This window comes from Streptomyces sp. NPDC001407, assembly GCF_042895325.1.
Lineage (GTDB): Bacteria > Actinomycetota > Actinomycetes > Streptomycetales > Streptomycetaceae > Streptomyces.
The window spans coordinates 99503-119054 of record NZ_JBIAWF010000020.1; the positions used below are offsets into that span (position 1 = coordinate 99503).

The 19552-nt window shown below is 71.2% G+C and carries 18 protein-coding genes and 1 pseudogene; 12 read left to right on the forward strand and 7 right to left on the reverse strand.

What is annotated here, in order from left to right; all coding sequences use genetic code 11:
* Nucleotides 1-198: 198 nt before the first annotated feature.
* From ACFY1P_RS25330 to ACFY1P_RS25350, 5 genes and pseudogenes are all read left to right on the forward strand, one after another.
* Nucleotides 199-556 (forward strand): annotated as a pseudogene (locus tag ACFY1P_RS25330) (DUF6879 family protein).
* 138 nt (nucleotides 557-694) lie between these two features.
* A complete protein-coding gene (locus ACFY1P_RS25335) occupies nucleotides 695-1930 on the forward strand; it encodes a helix-turn-helix domain-containing protein (protein WP_390751946.1) in 1236 nt (411 codons plus the stop codon).
* A 93-nt stretch (nucleotides 1931-2023) separates the two neighbouring features.
* Entirely contained in the window at nucleotides 2024-2251 is a 228-nt protein-coding gene (locus ACFY1P_RS25340; RefSeq protein ID WP_390751947.1) for a hypothetical protein, read from the forward strand.
* Between the two features lie 242 nt (nucleotides 2252-2493).
* Nucleotides 2494-2892, forward strand: coding sequence for a peptidase inhibitor family I36 protein (locus ACFY1P_RS25345; RefSeq protein ID WP_361526587.1), 399 nt, complete (start codon nucleotides 2494-2496; stop codon nucleotides 2890-2892).
* Between the two features lie 148 nt (nucleotides 2893-3040).
* Nucleotides 3041-3418 (forward strand): hypothetical protein, encoded by a 378-nt coding sequence (locus ACFY1P_RS25350; RefSeq protein ID WP_390751948.1) that lies wholly within the window; start codon nucleotides 3041-3043, stop codon nucleotides 3416-3418.
* Nucleotides 3419-3514: 96 nt separating this feature from the next.
* On the opposite strand, the gene ACFY1P_RS25355 is transcribed toward ACFY1P_RS25350, so the two are convergent.
* On the reverse strand, nucleotides 3515-4996 hold the full coding sequence (locus tag ACFY1P_RS25355) for an MFS transporter (protein WP_390751949.1): 1482 nt from the start codon (nucleotides 4994-4996) through the stop codon (nucleotides 3515-3517).
* 99 nt (nucleotides 4997-5095) lie between these two features.
* On the opposite strand from ACFY1P_RS25355, the gene ACFY1P_RS25360 reads away from it, so the two are divergent.
* Nucleotides 5096-6058: a YafY family protein gene (locus tag ACFY1P_RS25360; RefSeq protein WP_361526580.1), complete on the forward strand. Its 963-nt coding sequence runs from the start codon at nucleotides 5096-5098 to the stop codon at nucleotides 6056-6058.
* A gap of 1105 nt (nucleotides 6059-7163) precedes the next feature.
* Here ACFY1P_RS25360 and ACFY1P_RS25365 read toward each other — a convergent pair.
* Complete coding sequence (locus tag ACFY1P_RS25365; RefSeq protein WP_361524657.1) at nucleotides 7164-8171, reverse strand: sigma-70 family RNA polymerase sigma factor; 1008 nt, start codon at nucleotides 8169-8171, stop codon at nucleotides 7164-7166.
* A 513-nt stretch (nucleotides 8172-8684) separates the two neighbouring features.
* Between ACFY1P_RS25365 and ACFY1P_RS25370 the strand changes: the two genes are divergently transcribed.
* A complete protein-coding gene (locus tag ACFY1P_RS25370) occupies nucleotides 8685-9122 on the forward strand; it encodes a hypothetical protein (RefSeq protein WP_361524660.1) in 438 nt (145 codons plus the stop codon).
* Nucleotides 9123-9161: 39 nt separating this feature from the next.
* On the opposite strand, the gene ACFY1P_RS25375 is transcribed toward ACFY1P_RS25370, so the two are convergent.
* Nucleotides 9162-9944, reverse strand: coding sequence for a class III extradiol ring-cleavage dioxygenase (locus ACFY1P_RS25375; RefSeq protein ID WP_361524663.1), 783 nt, complete (start codon nucleotides 9942-9944; stop codon nucleotides 9162-9164).
* A 116-nt stretch (nucleotides 9945-10060) separates the two neighbouring features.
* Between ACFY1P_RS25375 and ACFY1P_RS25380 the strand changes: the two genes are divergently transcribed.
* Nucleotides 10061-10570 (forward strand): MarR family transcriptional regulator, encoded by a 510-nt coding sequence (locus ACFY1P_RS25380; RefSeq protein WP_361524666.1) that lies wholly within the window; start codon nucleotides 10061-10063, stop codon nucleotides 10568-10570.
* Between the two features lie 70 nt (nucleotides 10571-10640).
* Here the strand turns inward: ACFY1P_RS25380 and ACFY1P_RS25385 are convergent, their stop codons facing one another.
* Together ACFY1P_RS25385 and ACFY1P_RS25390 are read right to left on the reverse strand one after the other, a co-directional pair.
* Complete coding sequence (locus ACFY1P_RS25385; protein WP_361524669.1) at nucleotides 10641-12155, reverse strand: MFS transporter; 1515 nt, start codon at nucleotides 12153-12155, stop codon at nucleotides 10641-10643.
* Between the two features lie 83 nt (nucleotides 12156-12238).
* A complete protein-coding gene (locus tag ACFY1P_RS25390) occupies nucleotides 12239-12877 on the reverse strand; it encodes a helix-turn-helix domain-containing protein (protein WP_361524672.1) in 639 nt (212 codons plus the stop codon).
* A gap of 312 nt (nucleotides 12878-13189) precedes the next feature.
* Here ACFY1P_RS25390 and ACFY1P_RS25395 point away from each other — a divergent pair, with 312 nt between their 5' ends.
* Nucleotides 13190-14647, forward strand: coding sequence for a M6 family metalloprotease domain-containing protein (locus ACFY1P_RS25395; protein ID WP_390751950.1), 1458 nt, complete (start codon nucleotides 13190-13192; stop codon nucleotides 14645-14647).
* Here ACFY1P_RS25395 and ACFY1P_RS25400 read toward each other — a convergent pair.
* A complete protein-coding gene (locus tag ACFY1P_RS25400) occupies nucleotides 14613-15233 on the reverse strand; it encodes a TetR family transcriptional regulator (RefSeq protein WP_361524682.1) in 621 nt (206 codons plus the stop codon). The genes ACFY1P_RS25395 and ACFY1P_RS25400 overlap by 35 nt on opposite strands.
* Nucleotides 15234-15341: 108 nt before the next feature.
* Here ACFY1P_RS25400 and ACFY1P_RS25405 point away from each other — a divergent pair, with 108 nt between their 5' ends.
* The 3 genes from ACFY1P_RS25405 (at nucleotide 15342) to ACFY1P_RS25415 (ending at nucleotide 17169) form a co-directional block, all read left to right on the forward strand.
* Nucleotides 15342-15491 (forward strand): hypothetical protein, encoded by a 150-nt coding sequence (locus ACFY1P_RS25405; RefSeq protein WP_361524684.1) that lies wholly within the window; start codon nucleotides 15342-15344, stop codon nucleotides 15489-15491.
* Nucleotides 15492-15496: 5 nt separating this feature from the next.
* Nucleotides 15497-15841, forward strand: a complete 345-nt coding sequence (locus ACFY1P_RS25410; protein WP_390751951.1) for a hypothetical protein — start codon at nucleotides 15497-15499, stop codon at nucleotides 15839-15841.
* A 230-nt stretch (nucleotides 15842-16071) separates the two neighbouring features.
* Nucleotides 16072-17169 carry an IS701 family transposase gene (locus ACFY1P_RS25415; RefSeq protein ID WP_390751952.1) on the forward strand — a complete coding sequence of 366 codons (1098 nt, stop codon included), beginning with the start codon at nucleotides 16072-16074 and terminating at the stop codon, nucleotides 17167-17169.
* A gap of 269 nt (nucleotides 17170-17438) precedes the next feature.
* Here ACFY1P_RS25415 and ACFY1P_RS25420 read toward each other — a convergent pair whose 3' ends face one another.
* Nucleotides 17439-19388 carry a helix-turn-helix domain-containing protein gene (locus ACFY1P_RS25420; protein WP_390751953.1) on the reverse strand — a complete coding sequence of 650 codons (1950 nt, stop codon included), beginning with the start codon at nucleotides 19386-19388 and terminating at the stop codon, nucleotides 17439-17441.
* Nucleotides 19389-19552 lie beyond the last annotated feature (164 nt).

Sequence of the window (19552 nt, forward strand, 5' to 3'; positions counted from 1 at the left end):
CACGGCCGATGGGTCCACTACAACCGGCTCGGGCCGCCGGGGCCATCCGGAACGTTCCGGAAGGGAGGGGGGCTTTCCGGGCGGGGGCGGACGGGGTTACGCCCGCGCTCACGGGATCCCGGGCTGATGTGGGGGATGGACACCTCCCTACGGAGCGGGCTCCAGCTGCTGAACTGCCGCCCCTCAGGGAGGAATGTGATGTCACAGAACGGCGTGCCGGACTTCGCCGAGCTGCTCGAATCCGCCCGGCGTACCGCCGTGCACCTGGAGATGCGCGACACCTACAGCGTCGGCGACGAGACTGAAAGCTTCGTGCACTTCACGCGGACCGGGGAGACCGACCTCGACCCCGACTCGGAGTTCTGGCAGGGCTGGACTCCCTTGGTACGCAAGGCCATTGACCGATGGCTGCTCGGCTCTGTTCCACCATTGAACCGGGGACGGTGACTGGGCCGGGCACGAGTACAGCGAGGCCCCCGTTACGGTGAGACTCTGCGCCTCGGCGTTCGAAGCCGTATGGGAACGCGGCGTGGATCACGAGCAGTTCGCCGTCTGAACTCGCCGCACAGGCGATACCGCCCTCGCCGTCAGCGGGAGCTCCCTTGAGGCCCCACCCAGACCCCGGGCTGCCGACCGGCGAACTCGGCCAGGCACCCGTCGGGCCTACCCTTGGCTTGAAGGGACGGTGGTTGCCGTGTCCACAGGACTGTCCGACAACATCAGGAAGTACCGCCGCGCCGCCGGGCTGAGTCAGGAACAGCTCGCCCATGAAGCCGGCCTCTCTTTGGGCGTGGTGCGCAAGGTGGAGCAGGGCGCGGCCGCGCGCGTCGAGACGCTGCACAGTCTCGCGCGCGCCCTGGGCGTCTCCACCTCCGCCCTCTTCGCGACGGAAGCACCCGATCCCGTCATCGGCGACGAGGCGAACCGGCGCTATCTCGCCGAATTGCGACGGGCGTTGATGCCGCCCGTCGGGCTCGACGCCGCGCTCTGCGATCACGGAGAGGGCAGGGCATTGCCGGAGCTCCGCGCGCACATCGAGGACGGGCACGCCCTCTACCACGCCGATCGCTACGGCGCCGTCGCGAGGAAGCTGCCGGGCCTCCTGCGTTCCACCGAAGCGTGCGTCGCCTCCCTGGAGGGCGAGGAACGGCAACGAGCAGTGGTCCTCCGGGCCCAAGCGCTGCTGCTGGCCGGTAAATACCTCACTCAGGTGCGCCAGTACGACATGGCCTACTACGCACTGGCCGAAGCCATCCGGCTGGCTCGCGAAACCGACCGGACGCGCACCGCCGCCACTGGTGTCGTCGGCATGTGCTGGCTGTTGCTGCGGCAGGACCGGTTCGACGAGAGCGAGCGGCTCGCCAGTGCAACGGCCGCGGAAATGGAGCCGCGTATCTCCGCCACCGACCCCGCGCAATTCGCTCTGTGGGGCGAACTCTCGCTGCGGATCGCCTCGGCAGCCGTACGCGACAACAAGCCCGATGTCGCACGCGAGGCCCGGCGGATGGCTCGCACGGCGGCCAGCGCGATGGACAGCGAACACATCGACTACCGGACCCACTGGGCGACATTCGGGCCCATCACGGCAGAACTCAAGGCCGTCGAAGACCTGTCCATCATGAACGACGCGCGCGGCGTGCTCCGGCACGCCGACAACGGAGTGCTGAGCGAAAGGGCCCTGCACATCCACGGCAAGCCGACCTCGAACAACTGGGACCGCCACCGGCTCGACGTGGCCAAGGCCCATGTCGCCGTGGGCTCCCACCAGGACGCGATGGGCGAACTGAAGCGCCTGCGGACCAGGTCCGGCGAGTGGTTGAAGCACCAGGCCATGGCTCGCTACATCATGAGCGATCTGCTCAGGTCACGTAAGCGCACTCTCACCCAGGACATGCGCGAAATGGCTGCCCACCTGGGCGTTACGCAGTAGGTACCACGCTACGTGATACTCGGTGCCGGACTGCTGCCGAACTACCATGTCCCGAACCTGTTTCGGCTTTACGGGCGCCCTTACGGTTCCGGCGTGAACCAGGAAACGGAATCCCTCGGCGACCGCGTCGCCGCCGCGAACGCGACGAGCCGCGCCGGTGCGGCGGCCAGCACACCGGGCAACCCCCGCCCATGCAGGAAGTGCCACGGATTCACCCTCGCCCACGTCCTCGCCGTGCGAGAAGGACGCCTCGCGGAGGCCGCCGCGTTCAACGCGGAGAAGGAACGGCACTGGCGAGAGGCCCACTATGGGAAAGCATGACGGCAGCGCCGGAGACGGCCAGGGCGGCGCTCGGAGGGATCACCGTCGCCCCGTGGGGAACCGACTATGGCGGCGAGTACCGCTTCGGGCTCAGCGCCCTCGCGTCGGCTCCGCCGGTGGCTGACCCGCAGAACGCCTTTTCGCATGGTCCCGCCCAACACCCCCGCCCCGATCAGCAGTTAAGCGGACCCAGCGGGAGTCGTCCCGAGCCGTACCCCCAGGAGACAGTGCTGCTTCAGCGCATGACCTCGGCAGCCCTCGGCATGGTCCTCGCGGCCGCGGGAGTGTTCGGTGCGGCCGCTACGGCCAGTGCGGAGGGCGGCGAAGTGGCGGCCGGCGACTGTACCGCGGGCAGCATCTGCTTCTGGTCGGAGCCCGGTTTCCACGGCGAGAAGACCGTCTACAAGTCGGCCCTCGTCGAGTGCACGCGGATCGTGAAGCCGTCGTCGGACGCCCCCGAGCGCCTGATGACGGCGCGGTCGGTCAGGAACCGTACGGACCGGACGATCGTCATCGGCTACCGGGACCCGTCCTGTCTCGTGCCCGCCTCCCTCACCTCCGCCAACACCCCGCTGCACCTTTCGGCGTTGGCGGACAACCCCGACCTGGGCGACGGAATTCGGTACATCCGCACGACCTGAACACCGGCGACACCGCGGGTCCAGGGCGGCAGGGCCGCCGACAGTGCACGATGTCAGTCGTCTCCGCTAGCGTGCGTGCTCTGAGCAGCCGGTAAGTCTGGGCGTCACCGCGCCTGTCGGATTCCTGCTCGAAGGAGGTCGTGCGCCGATGGATGCCGTTGAGACTGCCCTGGAGAAGGCGTTGGCGATCGACGGAGCCACCGGTGTCGCGATAGTCGATTTCCAGCAGCGCAGGGTCCTGGGGGCGCTGGACCGGGGCAGCGGTCTGGACATGGACAAGGTCGCCGACGGGGACAGCGACGTCATGCGCGCCAAGCTCTACACACTGGAGCTTCTCGGCTATACGCCGGACAGCGTGGAGGACATCCTGATCACGCTGGCCGGCGAACTGCACATGATCCGGCCACTGCCGCGGCTGCGCGAGGGCGGCATCTTCATCTATCTCGTGCTGGACCGCGAGCGGACCGCGCCCCTGGACGAGATCCGCCGGGAGCTGCGCGCCGTGGAGCCCCTTCTGGAGCTGTAGCAACTCCCCGTACCGCTCGGGCGCGAGACGGCGCGGGAGACAGCCGCGCCGGGCAGGCCGGAGAACCCGGCCCGCCCGGCGCCCGAAGAGGGGTGGCTACGCCGCCACCAGCTCCTGCTCCTGCGGCTCGTCCGCCACCGTCTCGGTGGCCCTCCGCTTCGGGAGGAGGAACATCAGGCCGAAGACCAGCACCAGGCCGCCCGCGACCCACCACAGGGAGTGGGTGAACGCCTCGCCGAAGATGTCCGACACCGGCCGTGTGCGCGGGTCCGCGTTGTCGACGACGCCGAAGAACGCCACCGAGACCAGGCCCAGGCCCACCGCGTTGCCCAGCTGCTGCGTGGTGTTGATCAGGCCGGACGCGGAGCCCGCGTGCTCGCGCGGGACCTCGGAGAGCACGGCGTCGGTGATCGGGGCGACGATCAGGCCCATGCCCGCGCCCATCACGATCAGCGGCAGCGCCATCTGCCAGGACTTGATGTCCGCGCCGTAATGCTCGGCCTCCCAGATGTACGTCAGGACGCCCGCGGCCATGATCAGCGCGCCCGCCTGGAGCACCTTGCGCCCGAAGCGCGGCACCAGCTTCTGCACCGACATGCCCGCCGCGGCCGAGACCGCCAGCGAGAACGGCACGCCGGTCAGGCCCGCCCGCAGCGCCGACCAGCCGAGGCCGATCTGCATGTAGAGCGTCCAGACCAGGAAGAAGATGCCGGAGGTCAGACCGAAGGTCAGCTGCACGCCGATGCCCGCCGCGAAGCTCTTGACCTTGAACAGCGACAGCTCGACCAGCGGCGAGCCGTCCTTGCGGGTCTTGTGGCGCTCGTAGAGCACGAAGGCGACGAACATCGGCACCGAGCACGCCATCGACACGAAGCCCCACACCGGCCAGTCGTGCTCGCGGCCCTGCGTCAGCGGGTAGAGCAGCATCAGCAGGCCGGCGCTGGCCAGGGCCACGCCCACGAGGTCGAGCTTCATGGCCCGCGGGGCCTTGGACTCGATGATGAAGCGACGGCCCAGGAGCAGACCCGCGATGCCGACCGGGAGGTTGATCAGAAAGATCGGGCGCCACTCCAGGCCGAAGAGGTTCCACTGGGTGAGCAGCGCGCCCAGCAGCGGGCCGGAGACCGCGCCGAGGCCGACGACCGCGCCGAACATCCCGAAGACCTTGCCGCGCTCGTGCGCGGGGAAGGTGACGTGGATGATCGACAGCACCTGCGGCACCATCATCGCGCCCATCAGGCCCTGGAGGACGCGCGCGGCGACCAGCAGCTGCGGGTCGCTGACGATGCCGCACAGCATCGAGGCGAGCGTGAAGCCGCCCATGCCCAGCAGGAATATCTTCTTGCGGCCGTAGATGTCGCCCAGCCGCCCGCCCGTGATCAGGCCGATCGCGAAGGCCAGCGCGTACCCCTCGCTGAGCCACTGCAGCACGCTGAACGAGGCGTCGATGTCCCGCTGGATGCTCGGCATCGCGATGTTGACGATGGTGACATCGACCAGGTCCATGAAGGACGCGGTCATCACGACCGCGAGCGCCAGCCAGCGGCGGCGGTCCACGGGCGGTGAATCGGTGGCCATCAAGAAAAGCCCTTTCCGGTGGAGCGGGGGGGGAACGAGACCGACGTTATAGGCCATGTAGGACAGACTGTGTCCCACTTCGCTGGCAGGCTGGGTGACATGACCGACACTCCCGCACGGCTGCTGACTCTGCTCTCCCTGCTCCAGACACCGCGCGAATGGCCGGGCAGCGAGCTCGCCGAGCGGCTCGGCGTCACCCCGCGCACGATCCGGCGCGACATCGAGCGGCTGCGCGACCTCGGCTATCCGGTGCAGGCCACGATGGGCGCGGTCGGTGGCTACCGGCTGGCCGCGGGCGCGGCCATGCCGCCGCTCGTCCTCGACGACGAGGAGGCCGTCGCCATCGCGGTCGGGCTGCGCGCGGGCGCGGGCCACGCCGTCGACGGCATCGAGGAGGCGTCCGTACGGGCCCTCGCCAAGCTGGAACAGGTGCTGCCCTCCCGCCTACGGCACCGCGTGGCCACGCTCCAGGCCGCCACCGTGCCGCTCACCTGGGGCGACTCCGGAACCGTCGACCCGCGCACGCTCACCGTCATGGCCGCGGCCGCCACCGGCAACGAACGGCTCCGCTTCGCCTACCGCACGGGCGACGGCACCGAGACCCAGCGACTGGTCGAGCCGCACCGGCTGGTGAGTACGGGGCGGCGGTGGTACCTCGTGGCGTACGACATCGACCGCGACGACTGGCGTACGTTCCGGGTGGACCGGGTCAGCGAGCCCTTCGCGACCGGCGCCCGCTTCACCCCGCGCGAGCTCCCCGCCGCGGACGCGGCGGAATTCATGAGCCGCTCCATGGCACGGCTCCAGCCGACGTACCGGGTGGTGGTGACCCTGCATGCTCCTGCGGAGTACGTGGCGGCGCGGTTTCCTTCGCAGCTGGGTGTTCCTGTGCCGGTCGGCTCTGACCGGTGTGAGCTCGATTTCACCACCGCGGACTCGCTGGAGTGGGTGGCGTTCCGGCTGGCGCTGATCGATTGCGAGTTCTCGGCGCGTCAGCCGGCGGAGCTGGTTTCTCATTTGGCGGAGTTGGGTGCGCGGATCTCTCGGGCGGCGGCGGGGTGAGCGGCGGTCTTTCCCCTGCCCTGGGGGCACGCCCCCAGCCCCCCGGTCCTGCGGGTCCGTGGCGCCTGCGGCGGGTTTGTTCCCCTACCCCGCCCCTTCCCGGCTGCATCTGATCTGCGGCTCCGCCGCGTGGAGGGGGCGCTGCCCCAGCCCACTGGGTGCGGGCCCGTTGCGCCTGCGGCGGGCTTTTTCCCCTACCCCGCCCCTTCCCGGCTGCATCTGATCTGCGGCTCCGCCGCGTGGGGGGCACTGCCCCAGCCCACTGGGTGCGGGCCCGTTGCGCCTGCGGCGGGCTTTTTCCCCTACCCCGCCCCTTCCCGGCTGCATCTAATTTGCGGCTCCGCCGCGTGGGGGGCACTGCCCCAGCCCACTGGGTGCGGGCCCGTTGCGCCTGCGGCGGGCTTTTTCCCCTACCCCGCCCCTTCCCGAAACTGGGGCTCCGCCCCAGACCCCAAGCCGCGGGTCCGTTGCCTCCCCCAGCTACCGCTGGGAGGTGCCCCCAGCGGCGGGAGCGCACTGCGTGCGCGTCCTCAAACGCCGGACGGGCTAAAAGAAAAGCAAGAAGGGCGCGCCCAGGCAGGAATGAGCGCCCCGGACGGGCGAAAAGAAAAGCGCGGCGCACCCCACAACCCGATGTCGTTCTCCGGCGGGAGGGGGTGGGGTCGGAGGGTGGGGTTCTGGAACGCGGTGCGACTTCACAGCACCCAACACGCCTCACAGCAACCGCACCGCGTTCCAGGTCCCCAGCCCGGAGGCCCCACCCCCGGCACCCACCACCACCCAAGCGCGGCCGGCGCTTGAGGCCACCCGCCGCAGGCGGCAACGCACCCGCACCCAAAAAGCGCCCCCGCACCCAGCGGAAAGCGCACCCACCACTACCCAAGCCCGGCCGGCGATTGAGGCCGCCCCGCCGCAGGCGGCAACGCACCCGCACCCAGACCCGCACCCGCACCCGCACCCGCACCCGACAACGGCGAACCCCACAACCAAAGCCCGGCCGGCGATTGAGGCCACCCCACCCCAGCCACACACCAACCGCACAAAGAAAAGGACCCCGGCGCAGGGGGGGGTGGCGCCGGGGTCCGGTCTACGAGGGTATGCCCTTTTACGCCGCCGCGTCGAAACCCGTGTCGTGAGCCATCTTCTTCAGCTCCAGAAGCGCATGCTTCTCGATCTGCCGAATCCGCTCACGCGTGAGACCGTGCTGCTTGCCCACCTCCGTGAGCGTGCGCTCGCGGCCGTCCTCGATGCCGTAGCGGGCCTTGATGATCGAGGCGGTGCGCTGGTCGAGGCGGCCGATGAGGTCTTCGAGCTCCTCGCTGCGGAGGAGGGCGATGACGGACTGCTCGGGCGAGACGGCGGAGGTGTCCTCCAGGAGGTCGCCGAACTGGGTCTCGCCCTCGTCGTCCACGGACATGTTCAGGCTGACCGGGTCGCGGGCCCAGTCGAGGACGTCGCTGACGCGGCCGGGCGTGGTGTCCAGCTCGGCGGCGATCTCGGCGGGCTCGGGGTCGCGGCCGTTCTCCCGGTTGAACTCGCGCTGGACGCGGCGGATCCGGCCGAGCTCCTCCACGAGGTGGACGGGCAGCCGGATCGTGCGGGACTGGTCGGCGATGGACCGGGTGATCGCCTGGCGGATCCACCACGTGGCATACGTGGAGAACTTGAATCCCTTGGTGTAGTCGAACTTCTCGACCGCGCGCACCAGGCCGGCGTTGCCCTCCTGGATGAGGTCGAGGAGGGGCAGGCCACTGCGGGGATAGCGGCGGGCGACGGCGACGACGAGGCGGAGGTTGGACTTGATGAAGACGTCCTTCGCGCGGGCGCCCTCGGCGGCTATCGCCTCGAGCTCCGCGCGGTCCGCGCCGGCGGCTCCGGAACCCTCGGCGTCGAGGGCGCCGTCGAGGAGCTGCTGGGCATAGACACCGGCCTCAATGGTCTGGGACAGCTCGACCTCCTTGGCGGCGTCGAGCAGGGGCGTACGCGCGATCTCGTCGAGGTACATGCCGACCAGGTCGCGGTCGGCGATTTCCCCGCCAGCGGCGCGAACACTGCTTGCCCCTTCAGCGCCCTTTGCGGCGGTCTGACGACGGGCGACGGCACGGGTTGCCATGCGTGCTCCCTTGCGATGAGTCGGTCGCGGGACGGATGGGACTCCCTTTGAGGGCGGACCCTGCCACGGGTGCCCCGTCCGAAGGAAAGAACGACTGGAATCCGGACAGAATTCCCATGGAACGTCTTCTTTTTTGTGATCATGCAGTACCCTGTCCGGCCACAGCACGGGAGGACGCTCCGAGGAACCGGGGAAGTGCAGGTCAGAGCCGGTACGGAGGGTGACACCGGGACGGCCGGGAAGCGCGGTCCGCGACCGTCGGCGCTGACGCCCCGGGCCCCCGCTCGCTCTTCAAGACGACCTGGACGCGTCCACGGTTGCCCACGGCGGCGACCGACGTGGGCAATGGACGACAACGGCCGGCAACGGGCCGACAACGGCATGGCGTGATCGAGTTGCCGCCGCCCGTACGCGGGTGTGCGCTGGTGGGACAAGGCAGCGGTGCGCGCCACCGCCGGCGGAGCCGACGCGGGGTGACGCGCAAGCGAGACGCACCGGCGAGAGGAGCCCGCGATGCCGACGCACTCGATCATGCCCGGCCACCACCGGGGCCACGAAGGTCCCGGCCCGGTCCCCAGCGGCACGCATCTCCGCGGCGCGGACCACGCCTCACGGCTGTCCTGGGCCGTCCCGCTCACCGGCGCCGTCGTGCTCGGTCTCTACGCCGTCTTCCTGGCGAGCCAGAACGGCTTCACGACGCCCGGCGCCTGGCTCATGGGGATCGCCGTCGCGCTGGTCTCCGGGGGCGCCGGGTACGTCCTGATCCGCGAGCGGAAGAAGATGATCACCGAGGTGCGCGCGGTGGCGTTCGGCGCGCTCTTCGGATGCAGCATGGGCTTCCTCTACAGCCTCAGCGGGGACTCGGTGCTGCGCTCGATCGAGATCGGGCTGCTGCTGGGGCTGGGGATGGGCCTCGCCTCGTACTACGTCTTCTACTGGCACGAGCACTGAGCACTGGCACGAGCACTGAGCCCGCCGCTCCTGGCCGGACTAGCCGAACTGCACCGACCTCTTCGCCAGGCCCATCCAGAACCCCTCGACGGCGGTCCGCTGGCGGTCCAGGTCGCCCGCGGCCGCGCCGAGGGTGACGAAGAGCGGGGCGAAGTGCTCAGTGCGCGGGTGGGCCAGCCGTCCCGCCGGGGACTTGCGCTCGAAGTCCAGCAGCGCGTCGACGTCCCCGGCGGCGAGCGCCTCGCGCCCCCACGCGTCGAACTCCGCCGACCAGGCCGGCGGCCCCGACCCCGCGTGCCGCAGCGCCGCCAGGTTGTGGGTGAAGAATCCGCTCCCGACGATCAGCACGCCTTCGTCCCGCAGCGGCGCGAGCTTGCGCCCGGTCTCCATCAGCCGCTCCGGGTCGAGGGTGGGCAGCGAGATCTGGAGGACGGGGATGTCCGCCTCGGGGTACATCTCGACGAGCGGGACGTACGCGCCGTGGTCGAGCCCGCGGTCGGGTATGTCCTGTACGGGCGTCCCGGCGCCCCGCAGCGTCCTGCGCACCCGGTCGGCGAGCGCGGGCGCGCCGGGGGCGTCGTACCGCACCGTGTAGTAGTGCTCGGGGAAGCCCCAGAAGTCATAGACGAGCGGCACCCGCGTGGTGGCGCCGAGGGCGAGCGGGGCCTCTTCCCAGTGGGCCGAGACCATCAGGATCGCGGTCGGCCGCGGCAGCGCGGCGGACCAGGCGGCGAGCTCGGCGGGCCACAGTTCGTCGTCCGCGAGGGGCGGCGCGCCATGGGAGAGGTAGAGCGCGGGCATGCGCTCGCCGGTGGCCTGCATGGTGCCTCCCGAGAAGATTGTTTGAAACTTCAAGCTATTCGCCAGCTTAACCCTCCCTTATTTAAACTTCAAGAATCGCGACATCGAGGAAGCCGACGGGTGAAACAGTGGATGCCATGACCAATGACAAGGTCCCGGACGCCGGGCAGCCGCGCTGGCTCAGCGCCGAGGAACAGGACACCTGGCAGGCGTACCTCCACGCCACCACGCTCCTGGAGGACCACCTCGACCGGCAGCTCCAGCGCGACGCGGGGATGCCGCACGTCTATTACGGGCTGCTGGTCCACCTCTCCGAGGCACCGCGCCACCGGATGCGGATGACCGAGCTCGCCCACGACGCCAAGATCACGCGCTCGCGGCTGTCGCACGCCATCGCCCGTCTGGAGAAGAACGGGTGGGTCCGCCGGGAGGAGTGCCCCTCCGACAAGCGCGGTCAGCTGGCCGTCCTCACGGACGAGGGTTTCGCGATGCTGAAGGAGTCCGCGCCGGGCCATGTGGCCGCGGTCCGCGGTGCCATCTTCGACCGGCTCACGCCCGAACAGGTCGTCCAGCTCGGCGACATCTGCCGCACCATCGCGTCCGGCCTCCAGCCGGCCTCGGGCGCCGACCTGCCCTGGCTGCGCTGAGGGCGCGTACGCACGCCGAAGGCCCCCGCCAACTCCCGGCGGGGGCCTTCGTCATGCGTCACGGACGGCGTCAGTGCGCCATCACCGGGATCGCGTCCTCGATCGCCTCGCCGTCACCGGACGCGACGGTCGTGCCGCCCTGGTGGCCGGTGTTGATCGCGAGGAACGCGATCGCCGAGGACAGGGCGAGGATGCCGACCGCGCACCAGATGGCGACGGAGTAGCCGTGCACGCTCGACTGGAGGACGAGCAGCTTCTGCCCCGCGGCGCCCCGGGCGGCCTCGGCCAGGTGGGACTTGGCGTAGGCGGTGCTCGCGCTGGCCGCGATGGTGTTGAGCAGCGCGGTGCCGATGGCGCCGCCGACCTGCTGCGAGGTGTTGACCATCGCGGAGGCGACACCGGCGTCACGCGGCTGAATGCCGTGCGTGGCCAGGCTCATGGCGGGCATGAAGGCCGTGCCCATGCCGAGGCCCATCAGCATCAGGCCGGGCAGGATGCCCGTGGCGTACGAGGTGTCCAGGTCGATCCGGGTCAGCCAGAGCAGGCCCAGGGCGGCGAGCAGGAAGCCCGGTCCCATCAGCCAGCGCGGGGCGACCCGGGTCATCAGGCGCGCGCCGATCTGCGTCGAACCGGTGATCATCATGAAGATCATCGGGAGGAACGCGAGGCCGGTGCTGACCGGGCTGTAGCCGCGGGCGACCTGGAGGTAGTAGGTCAGGAAGAGGAACAGGCCGAACATCGCGATGGCCGCGAGGCCGAGCGAGGCGTAGACGCCGCCGCGGTTGCGGTTGGTGATCACGCGCAGCGGCAGCAGCGGCGACTTCACCTTGGACTCGACCACCAGGAAGGCGGACAGCAGCACGGCGGCGGCGACGAACAGCCCGAGGGTGGCACCTGCGGTCCAGCCGTCGGACTCGGCGCGGGTGAAGCCGTAGACCAGGGAGACCAGGCCGGTGGTGGCCAGGACGACGCCGGGGATGTCCAGCTTCGAGGGGTTGCGGCTGCCGGCGGGCTCGCTGATCACGGCGATGGCACCGGCGGCGGCGACCACGGCGAAGGGGATGTTCACGAAGAACGTCCAGCGCCAGTTGAGGTATTCGGTGAAGACACCGCCGAGGATCAGGCCCACGCCACCGCCGGCACCGGCGATGGCACCGAAGACGCCGAACGCCTTGGCGCGCTCCTTCGCGTCCGTGAAGGTGACGGCGAGCAGCGACAGCGCGGCCGGCGCGAGCAGCGCGCCGAAGACACCCTGGAGGGCGCGGGCGCCCAGCAGCATGCCGGTGTTCATCGCGGCGCCGCCGAAGGCGGAGGCGGCCGCGAAGCCGATCAGGCCGATGACGAAGGTGCGCTTGCGGCCCCACAGGTCGGCGATCCGGCCACCGAAGAGCAGCAGGCCGCCGAAGGCGAGCGCGTAGGCCGTGATGACCCACTGCCGGTTGCCGTCCGAGATCCCCAGGTCGGTCTGGGCGGAGGGCAGCGCGATGTTCACGATGGTCGCGTCGAGGACGACCATCAGCTGGGCCAGGGCGATGAATATCAGCGCTTTCCAGCGCCTGGGGTCGGGGGCGGTCGTGTGGGGCATGGTGCCTACCTCAGTGTTGCGTGATGCGGGACGGCGAGCGCGTGGCGGGCGGCACGAAGGAAGCCACCACGAAGTCTTGGGGGTCAGCCGGAACAGCGGCTGCGGCGCAGGGCCTCCAACGAGGCCGCGGAGCCGGGGAGTTCGGAACGGGCCGGGTTCATCAGGCCGTCGAGGAAGAGCTGGACGTGCCGGTGCACGAAGGCGTCGAAGGTGTCACAGCCCTTGCCCGGCAGTGGCCTGGTCAGCTGGGCGAGCGCGATCATCAGATCCCCGACGGCGACGTCGGTGCGCAACTGCCCGGAGGCGCGGGCGGCTTCGATCAGCTCCCCGACCGCACGGTCGAGGCGGCCGCCGGCCGCGACGTGGTCCGGATGCGTCGGGTCGATGCTCTCGGCGAACAGCGTGCACAGCGCCCCGACCCGCTCATCGGCGGCCGCGTGGGCGAAGCGCCTCAGCGCGTCGAAAGCATCGGACTCCTCGGCTCGTGCCCTCTCGGCCTGGTCCGCGAGGCGGCCGAGGACGAACAGGGTGACATGGCGGATCAGCTCGGAGCGGTCCGCGAAGTGCCGGTACAGCGTGGCATTCCCGACCCCGGCGCGTCGAGCGATTTCATCGAGCGAGGTCTCGTCGCCGTACTCGACGAGCGCCTCCCGCGCGGCGGCGATGATCCGCTCCCTGTTGCGCAGGGCGTCCGCGCGGAGGCGGGGCTGGGTGGTGGCCACGGGTGGCACTCCTTCCTCGGGTTCACTTCGGGCTTCCGCCGGCTTCTCTCTGATGCCGGTCACGTCCTGGGCCGGTCAGCCCTGGGCCGGGTCTGTGTGCCGGGTCACAAGCGGGGAGCAGCTCCCCGCTTCGGTCGGACGAAGGAGTAAACGGGGATGAGCTCCCCGGTTATTTCCGCGCGGCGCCGTGACGCCCGTCACACCCGCGAGACCTCCATCTGCCGCAGCCCCGGGAGCGCTCCGGCGCGGGGCGGCACAGGGTGATCACAGAGCGGCCGGACGGCGGGCCGCGCGCCCGGGAGGTGCACCGGCATGAGAACCCTGGCCATCGTGGTCATGGTGCTGACCACGCTCGCCCTCACCGTGCCGCTGCCCCTCCGGGAGGGCGGGACCGGCACTGTCGTCGCCGCGGCGCCCGGCGGCCGGTCCGCCACGCCCGCGGGGGCGGGCCGCCCCACCGGCCCCTGCGCGCTCCCCGGCGTCACCGACAACGTCTCCGAGTCCGCGCACACCCCGGCCGGCTTCGCCCGCTCCTCCGGCACGGTGCGGGCGGTCACCCTCTTCGTCGACTTCCCCGACGCGCGAGCGACGATCACCCCGCAGGAGCGCTACGCCGAGTTCTTCCCGGCGGTCGCCGACTTCTACCGGGCCAGTTCGTACGGCCGGCTGGACTACCGCTCGACGCCGGTGCCGCGCTGGATCCGGATGTCACGCCCGTACGCGACGTACGGCATCACGCGCGGCGCGCCCTTCGACGGCGGCAGCGAGAACGGCTACCACGCGATCGCGAAGGAGATCCTGGCCGCCGTCGACCAGGGCGTGGACTTCCGGCAGTTCGACCTCATCAACGTGCTGGTCGCGCCGGGCGCCGGGCCGCCGGCCACCCAGGACGTCCGCTCCGTGACCTTCGCGGGCGCGCCCACCGGGCTCACCACCGACGACGGGACGCCCTTCAAGAACGTCTCGTTCATCTGGAGCCGGCAGACCGGCGACAGCCCGTTCCGCGTGCTCAACCACGAGAACAGCCACAGCTTCGGCCTGCCCGACCTCTACTACACGAGCGCCGAGGACGGCGGCCGGACGAAGACGCCGGTGGGCCACTGGGACCCGATGGACGAGGACTGGGGGCCGTCCAACGACTTCCTCGCCTGGCACAAGTGGAAGCTGGGCTGGCTGGGCCCCGGTCAGGTGCACTGCCTGACGGGCCCCGGGCGGCACGTGGTGACGCTGACCCCGACCTCGGTCCCCGGCGGGCCCAAGCTGGCCGTCGTCCCGCTCTCCCGCACGCGCGCGATCACCCTGGAGGTCCGCGCGCCGGGCCCGCTGGACCACACGGTCTGCCGGGCCGGCGTGCTCGTCTCGACGGTCGCCACCGACATCGCCTCGGGCGCGGGCCCCGTACGCACCTCCGACGCGACGCCGGGCAGCATCGGCTGCTACACGAGCGACCTGAACGTCAACGCCCCGCTCAGCGACGCGCCTTACGTCGCCGGACAGCGGTGTTCGACGGCGGGGGTGGACATCGAGGTACTGAGCGGGCGCGGCGCGGGGGTGTGGCGGGTGGCGGTGACGGTGGGTGGGGGTGACGGTGGGTGGGGGTTGACCGGGGCTCCGCCCCGGACCCCGGACCGCACCGGCTCGCGGTGGCCGCGGGCACGACACCCGCTCGCCGACCCGGCCGGAGACGGCCCCCGCCCAAGACCGGGGCCACAAGCCAGGCCAGGCCGCGAAAGCTCTACGCGTCCCGCCAGTGCCGCCGTCCGACGCTGATGAGCCGCAGCTGCCGCCTCGCCGTGTCCGCGATCGACGGCTCCTCCCCCGGCCCGGCCTCCAGGAACGCGGACGCCGTCATCACCAGGTGATCGACGTACATCCCCGCGAGCATGCGCACGTCCTCCGCGCTCCACCCCGCGGAGGCCTCCTGCGCGGCCAGCGCCCCCGCGACCTCGTCCCCGAACTTCGCCAGCTCCGCCGCGATGGCCTCGCGCACCGCCCGCACGCCGCCGTGCCGTTCGCGCGCGATGAAGCGCACGTGCGCCGGGTGCAGCCGTACGTGTGCGGCGACCACCTCCACGCTGCGGTCGATGACCTCCTCGGCGTCCGTCTGCTCGCCGAGGACCGCGCGGATCATCACGTGCAGGCTGCCGAGCGACTCCTCGACCAGGGCCACGCCGAGGTCGGCCATGTCGCGGAAGTGCCGGTAGAAGGCGGCGGGCGCGACCCCCACGACCCGGGTGACCTCGCGCAGCCCGAGGCTGCTCAGGCTCTGCTCCTCCAGCAGGCCGAGCCCCGCCTCCAGGAGGGCCTGACGGGTCTTCTGCTTCTGGGCCTGACGGACGCCGAGGGTGTTGCTCATGGATTCAGTAAACAACTGTTTGCTTGAGGGCGCCAGAACGGGGTACGCTGCTTTCAGTGAACAGTTGTCATTCCATCTGTTCACCCAATGCTAGAGGAAGGACCGGAAATGATCTTCCTGATAGCGGCCGTCCTCCTGCTGGGAGTCCTGGTGGGCGCCGCGGCACACACCCCGCTCCCCGTGCTGCTCCCGGCGGCGGCCGCCATAGCCGTGTGGCTGCTGGCCTTCGCGGTCCGTGAACGGATGAGGGAGCGGTGACGACGATGACGACGACTCTGGACAAGACGACGACACCGGACGAACGGCGGCGCGCGACCGCGCCGCGACCGGACGCCCCTGCCCAGACCCCGGCGCCTGCACCGCGCGCTCGCCGCAGCGTGCCCGACACCATGGCCGTCTGGTCCTTCGTCCTGGGCCTGCTGGGGCTGCTGATCTTCAACCTGGTCCTGGGCCCGATCGCCCTGGCCCTCGCCACCCTCGCCCTCACCCGCGGCACGACCCGCAAGGGCCGCGCGGTCTTCGGCCTCGCGCTGGGCGCGGCGGACCTGGTCGTGATCTTCGCCCTGATGGCGACGGACCACACGATCTCCTGGGCCATGGGCGGCTGACCCCTCGCTGTGCTCCCGCAACCTCCCCGGCCCGCGGTTGGGTGACCGCCGCACCTCGTCTTCCGCACGCTCGACGACCACCGTTGAAGGCTCAGTCGCCAGTCGGCCGAACCGCAGGACGGAGTGTCGTGAACCAAGCAGCAGTGCTGAGTCTTTATGACCGTCGGGGGCAGCACCGGGGGACGGACCGCGCCGGAAGGAGCGGGCCGGACGGAAGAGGGGGCGCGGAGTTGCGCGCCTCTCTCTTCTCCACCCTGCGCCGCAGCGACCAGCGCACGAAGGCGGATCTCTATCTGAGCGGGCTGCTCGCGGCCGAGGGCCGCAAGTCGATCCGCAACATCGCCACGGTCCACGGCGGACCGGCCGCGGAGCAGAGCCTGCACCACTTCATCTGCAGCTCCACCTGGGACTGGAAGCCGATGCGTGCCCAGCTCGCCCGTTTCCTCGCCCGGACCGCGCCCCACCGGGCCTGGGTGGTGCGGTCGTTGGCGATCCCCAAGGCGGGGACGCACTCCGTGGGCGTGGGCCGCCAGTTCGTACCCGACCTGGGGCAGGTGATGAACGGGCAGCTGGCGTACGGCGCCTGGTTCGCCTCCGAGGCGATGAGCGTGCCCGTCGACTGGCGGCTGTTCCTCCCGCCCAACTGGCTGGACCACGAGGGCCGGCGGTCCCGGGCCGAGATCCCCGACGGTGTCGGCGAGACCACTCCGGCCCAGTGCGCCGTCGCCACGGGCCTGGGTGCCGCGCGCTCGCTGCCGGCCAGGCCCGTCATCCTGGACACAGAGCTGGGCGAACCCGGCACCGCCGTAAGGGCGTTCGCGGAGTCGGGAGTCCCCCTGCTCGCACGGATCGACGGCAGGACGCAGCTGGCCGTCGCCGACCGCGCCCTGCCCGGCTCCGGCCGCGGCGCGCTCCCCGCCCGGCAGATCCTGGAGTCCGTCCGCGGCCTGGCCCGCCCGGTGGAGTGGTCCCACCCGGCCGCGCCCGGCGTACGACTGACCACGCTCGCCACGGCGGTCCCCGTACGGCTCACGCAGCCCGCCCGGCGCGATCTGCTGCTGCTCGGCGAATGGCAGGACCGGCGACGGCAGCCGTCCCGCATCTGGCTCGCCGACCTGCCGGGCGTCCCGCTGAGCTCCCTGCTGCGCCTGAGCAAGCTCACGTCGAGGGTCGACCACGACGTGGAGCACGTGGGCGACCACCTGGGCCAACGCGACTACGAGGGCCGCTCCTTCCCCGGCTGGCACCGCCACATGACCCTGGTCTCGGCGGCCCACGCGGTGGCGCTCCGGAGCGCTCTGCGGGGGCAGGAGCGCCAGGCAAGCTAGCCGTTTGGCCGCGGGCCGTCTTGCCGCCTACGGCGGGGGCGCCCTGCGGGCGGCCTCAAGCTCCCCCGGCTAACTCCCCCAGACTCCGTCCGGGGGTACCCCCAGAGGTGCCCCCAACGGGCTGAATTGTTGCCCGGAACGGGCTGGATCTGCGCACCCGGCACAGGCGGAATGCGCACCCACATCAGCCCAACCCAGCCCGTCCGGCGATTGAGGACACCACCGCGCAGCGGTGGTGCAGAGCAGCAGCCAACCACCGGCATCAACCACTAAGCGCCGCGCTCGGAAAGCATCCGCCGAGTCCGATTGAGCCGAAGCGCGAGCTGGATCTCCAGCGAGCGCTCCGGCTTCTGCCAGTCAGAGCCCAGGAGTTCGGTGATCCGCTCCAGGCGGCGCGAGACCGTGTTGGGGTGGACGTGCAGGGTTCTGGCCGCGTGCCGCGGGCTGCTGCCGGAGGCGAAGTACGCCTCCAGCGTGCGGGTGAGCTCCGTGAAGCGCTGGGCGTCGTAGTCCAGCACGGCGCCGATGACGGCTCCGATGTAGTCGCCGGTGTCGTACGTGTCGCACAGGAGCAGGCCGAGGAAGCCCATCTGCCGCGGTGTGGCCACGCAGCCGGTGTTGCCGAGCTCCGTGAGCGCCTCCAGGCAGTGCTGCGCCTCGCGGTACACCTGCCGGACCGTGTCGAGGCCCGACGTCGGTCCGGAGGCGCCCACCGTGACCGGGTGCCCGAGCAGCGGTGAGAGCTCGTCGCACACGGCCCGCGCGGCGGCCTCCGCGTCGTCGCCCGGGAGCAGCAGGGTGATGCAGCCGTTGTGCACGCTCTTCAGCCCGCGCCCCCGGTGGGCGTACGAGGAGGCCCAGACGACCGCCCGGCCCTGGGACCCGCCCTCGGGGCGGGCCACCACGACGACGTGCGGGTCGTCGACGTCGACCGCGAGGGCGCGGGCCCGCTCCTCGACGTGCCGCCACGGGCGGCGCGGGCCCGCGAGCAGCTCGTCGAGGAACTCGTCGCGGACCTGGCTCGCGGCCACCGCCGTGCTGCGCTCCAGGAGCAGGGCCAGTGCGACGGTCCGGGCGGTGAGGAGGAGTGGGGCGGGCGGGTCCGCGAGGGGTTCGTCCGGGAGGAAGAGCACGGTTCCGAGGTCCTCGCCGCTCGCGGCGACGGGGGCGATCCAGGCGCCGTCGCCCAGCGGCACCGGTTCGCCTCCGGCGTGGGCGTCCAGCACGCCCTTGGTCAGCTCCTCCGCGTCGAACGGCGGCAGTTCACCGGTCGCGGCCAGGATCCGGCCGCCGGGGTCACGGACGGCGAGCGTGCCCCGCGCCGCCTCGGCCGAGGCGCCCACGATGCCGCGCAGGTCGCTGCCGTCCAGGACCCGGCCGACGAGGTCGGCGTGGACGGCTTCGAGGCGGCGCCGCTCGGCGAGTTCCGCGCGGGCGGCCGCCCTGTCCCTCTCCAGGGCCCTGGCCTCGGCCCGGACCTCGTCCAGTGTCCTGGCCTTCTCGATGGCGACGGCCGCGATGTCGGCCAGCGAGCACATCAGGCTGATCTCGTCCGGCAGGAAGTGGCGCACCTCGCGGCCGGCGCCGTAGAGCGTGCCGACGACGGTGCCGCAGCACCACAGCGGGACCGCCATGATCGCGCGGATGCCCTCGGCGCGGACCACCTCGTCGATCTCGTCGGCGTGCGCGATGCGGTCGTCGGCCAGATAGTCCGGGGTCCAGAAGGGGGCGCCCTCGCTGAGGACCGCGTTGCCCAGGCCCGAACTGCCGCGCACCTTCAGTCCGACGTTGAGCGCGGTGGTGTCGCCCTCCGAGGCGCGGATGGTCATCCCGCCGCCCCCGGGGTCCGCTCCGACGTCGACGTCCGTGCCCGCGGCCGCGTCGTGGAGGCCGATGTAGGCCAGGTCGAAGTGGAGCAGCCGCTGGGCGCGCCGGGCGACTTCCTTGAGCAGGGTGTCGAGGTCGCGCGCGTGGCTGAGTTCGCGCGCGGTGTCCACCAGCGCGGTGAGCCCCGCCTCCCGCTGCTGCCCGCGGCCGAAGAGTTCGTGGATGTCCGTGCCCAGGCGCACCGCCCGGTCGAGCCTTTCCAGTTTCTTTACGGACGCGCCCTCCCGGCGCGCGCGCTGGAGCAGCTCCTCGAACTGCCGTGGGGCTTGTCGGCGGGCCAGAAGTTCGAGCACGTCCAGCGCGTCAGGGCCGGCTCGATGCGTCTCAGCCATCAGAATGTTCCCCCCGTAACAAAGGCTGCTCCCCGGATTCATCTAAGAATCCATGGCCTCAGGCTACTAGTTTTGGTTAATTCGGCCCCACGTCAGGGCAGGTGCGCGACAAGGAAACGTAAGGACGGCACGGGGGGTGGTGACCTGAGCACCACTTCCGGCGG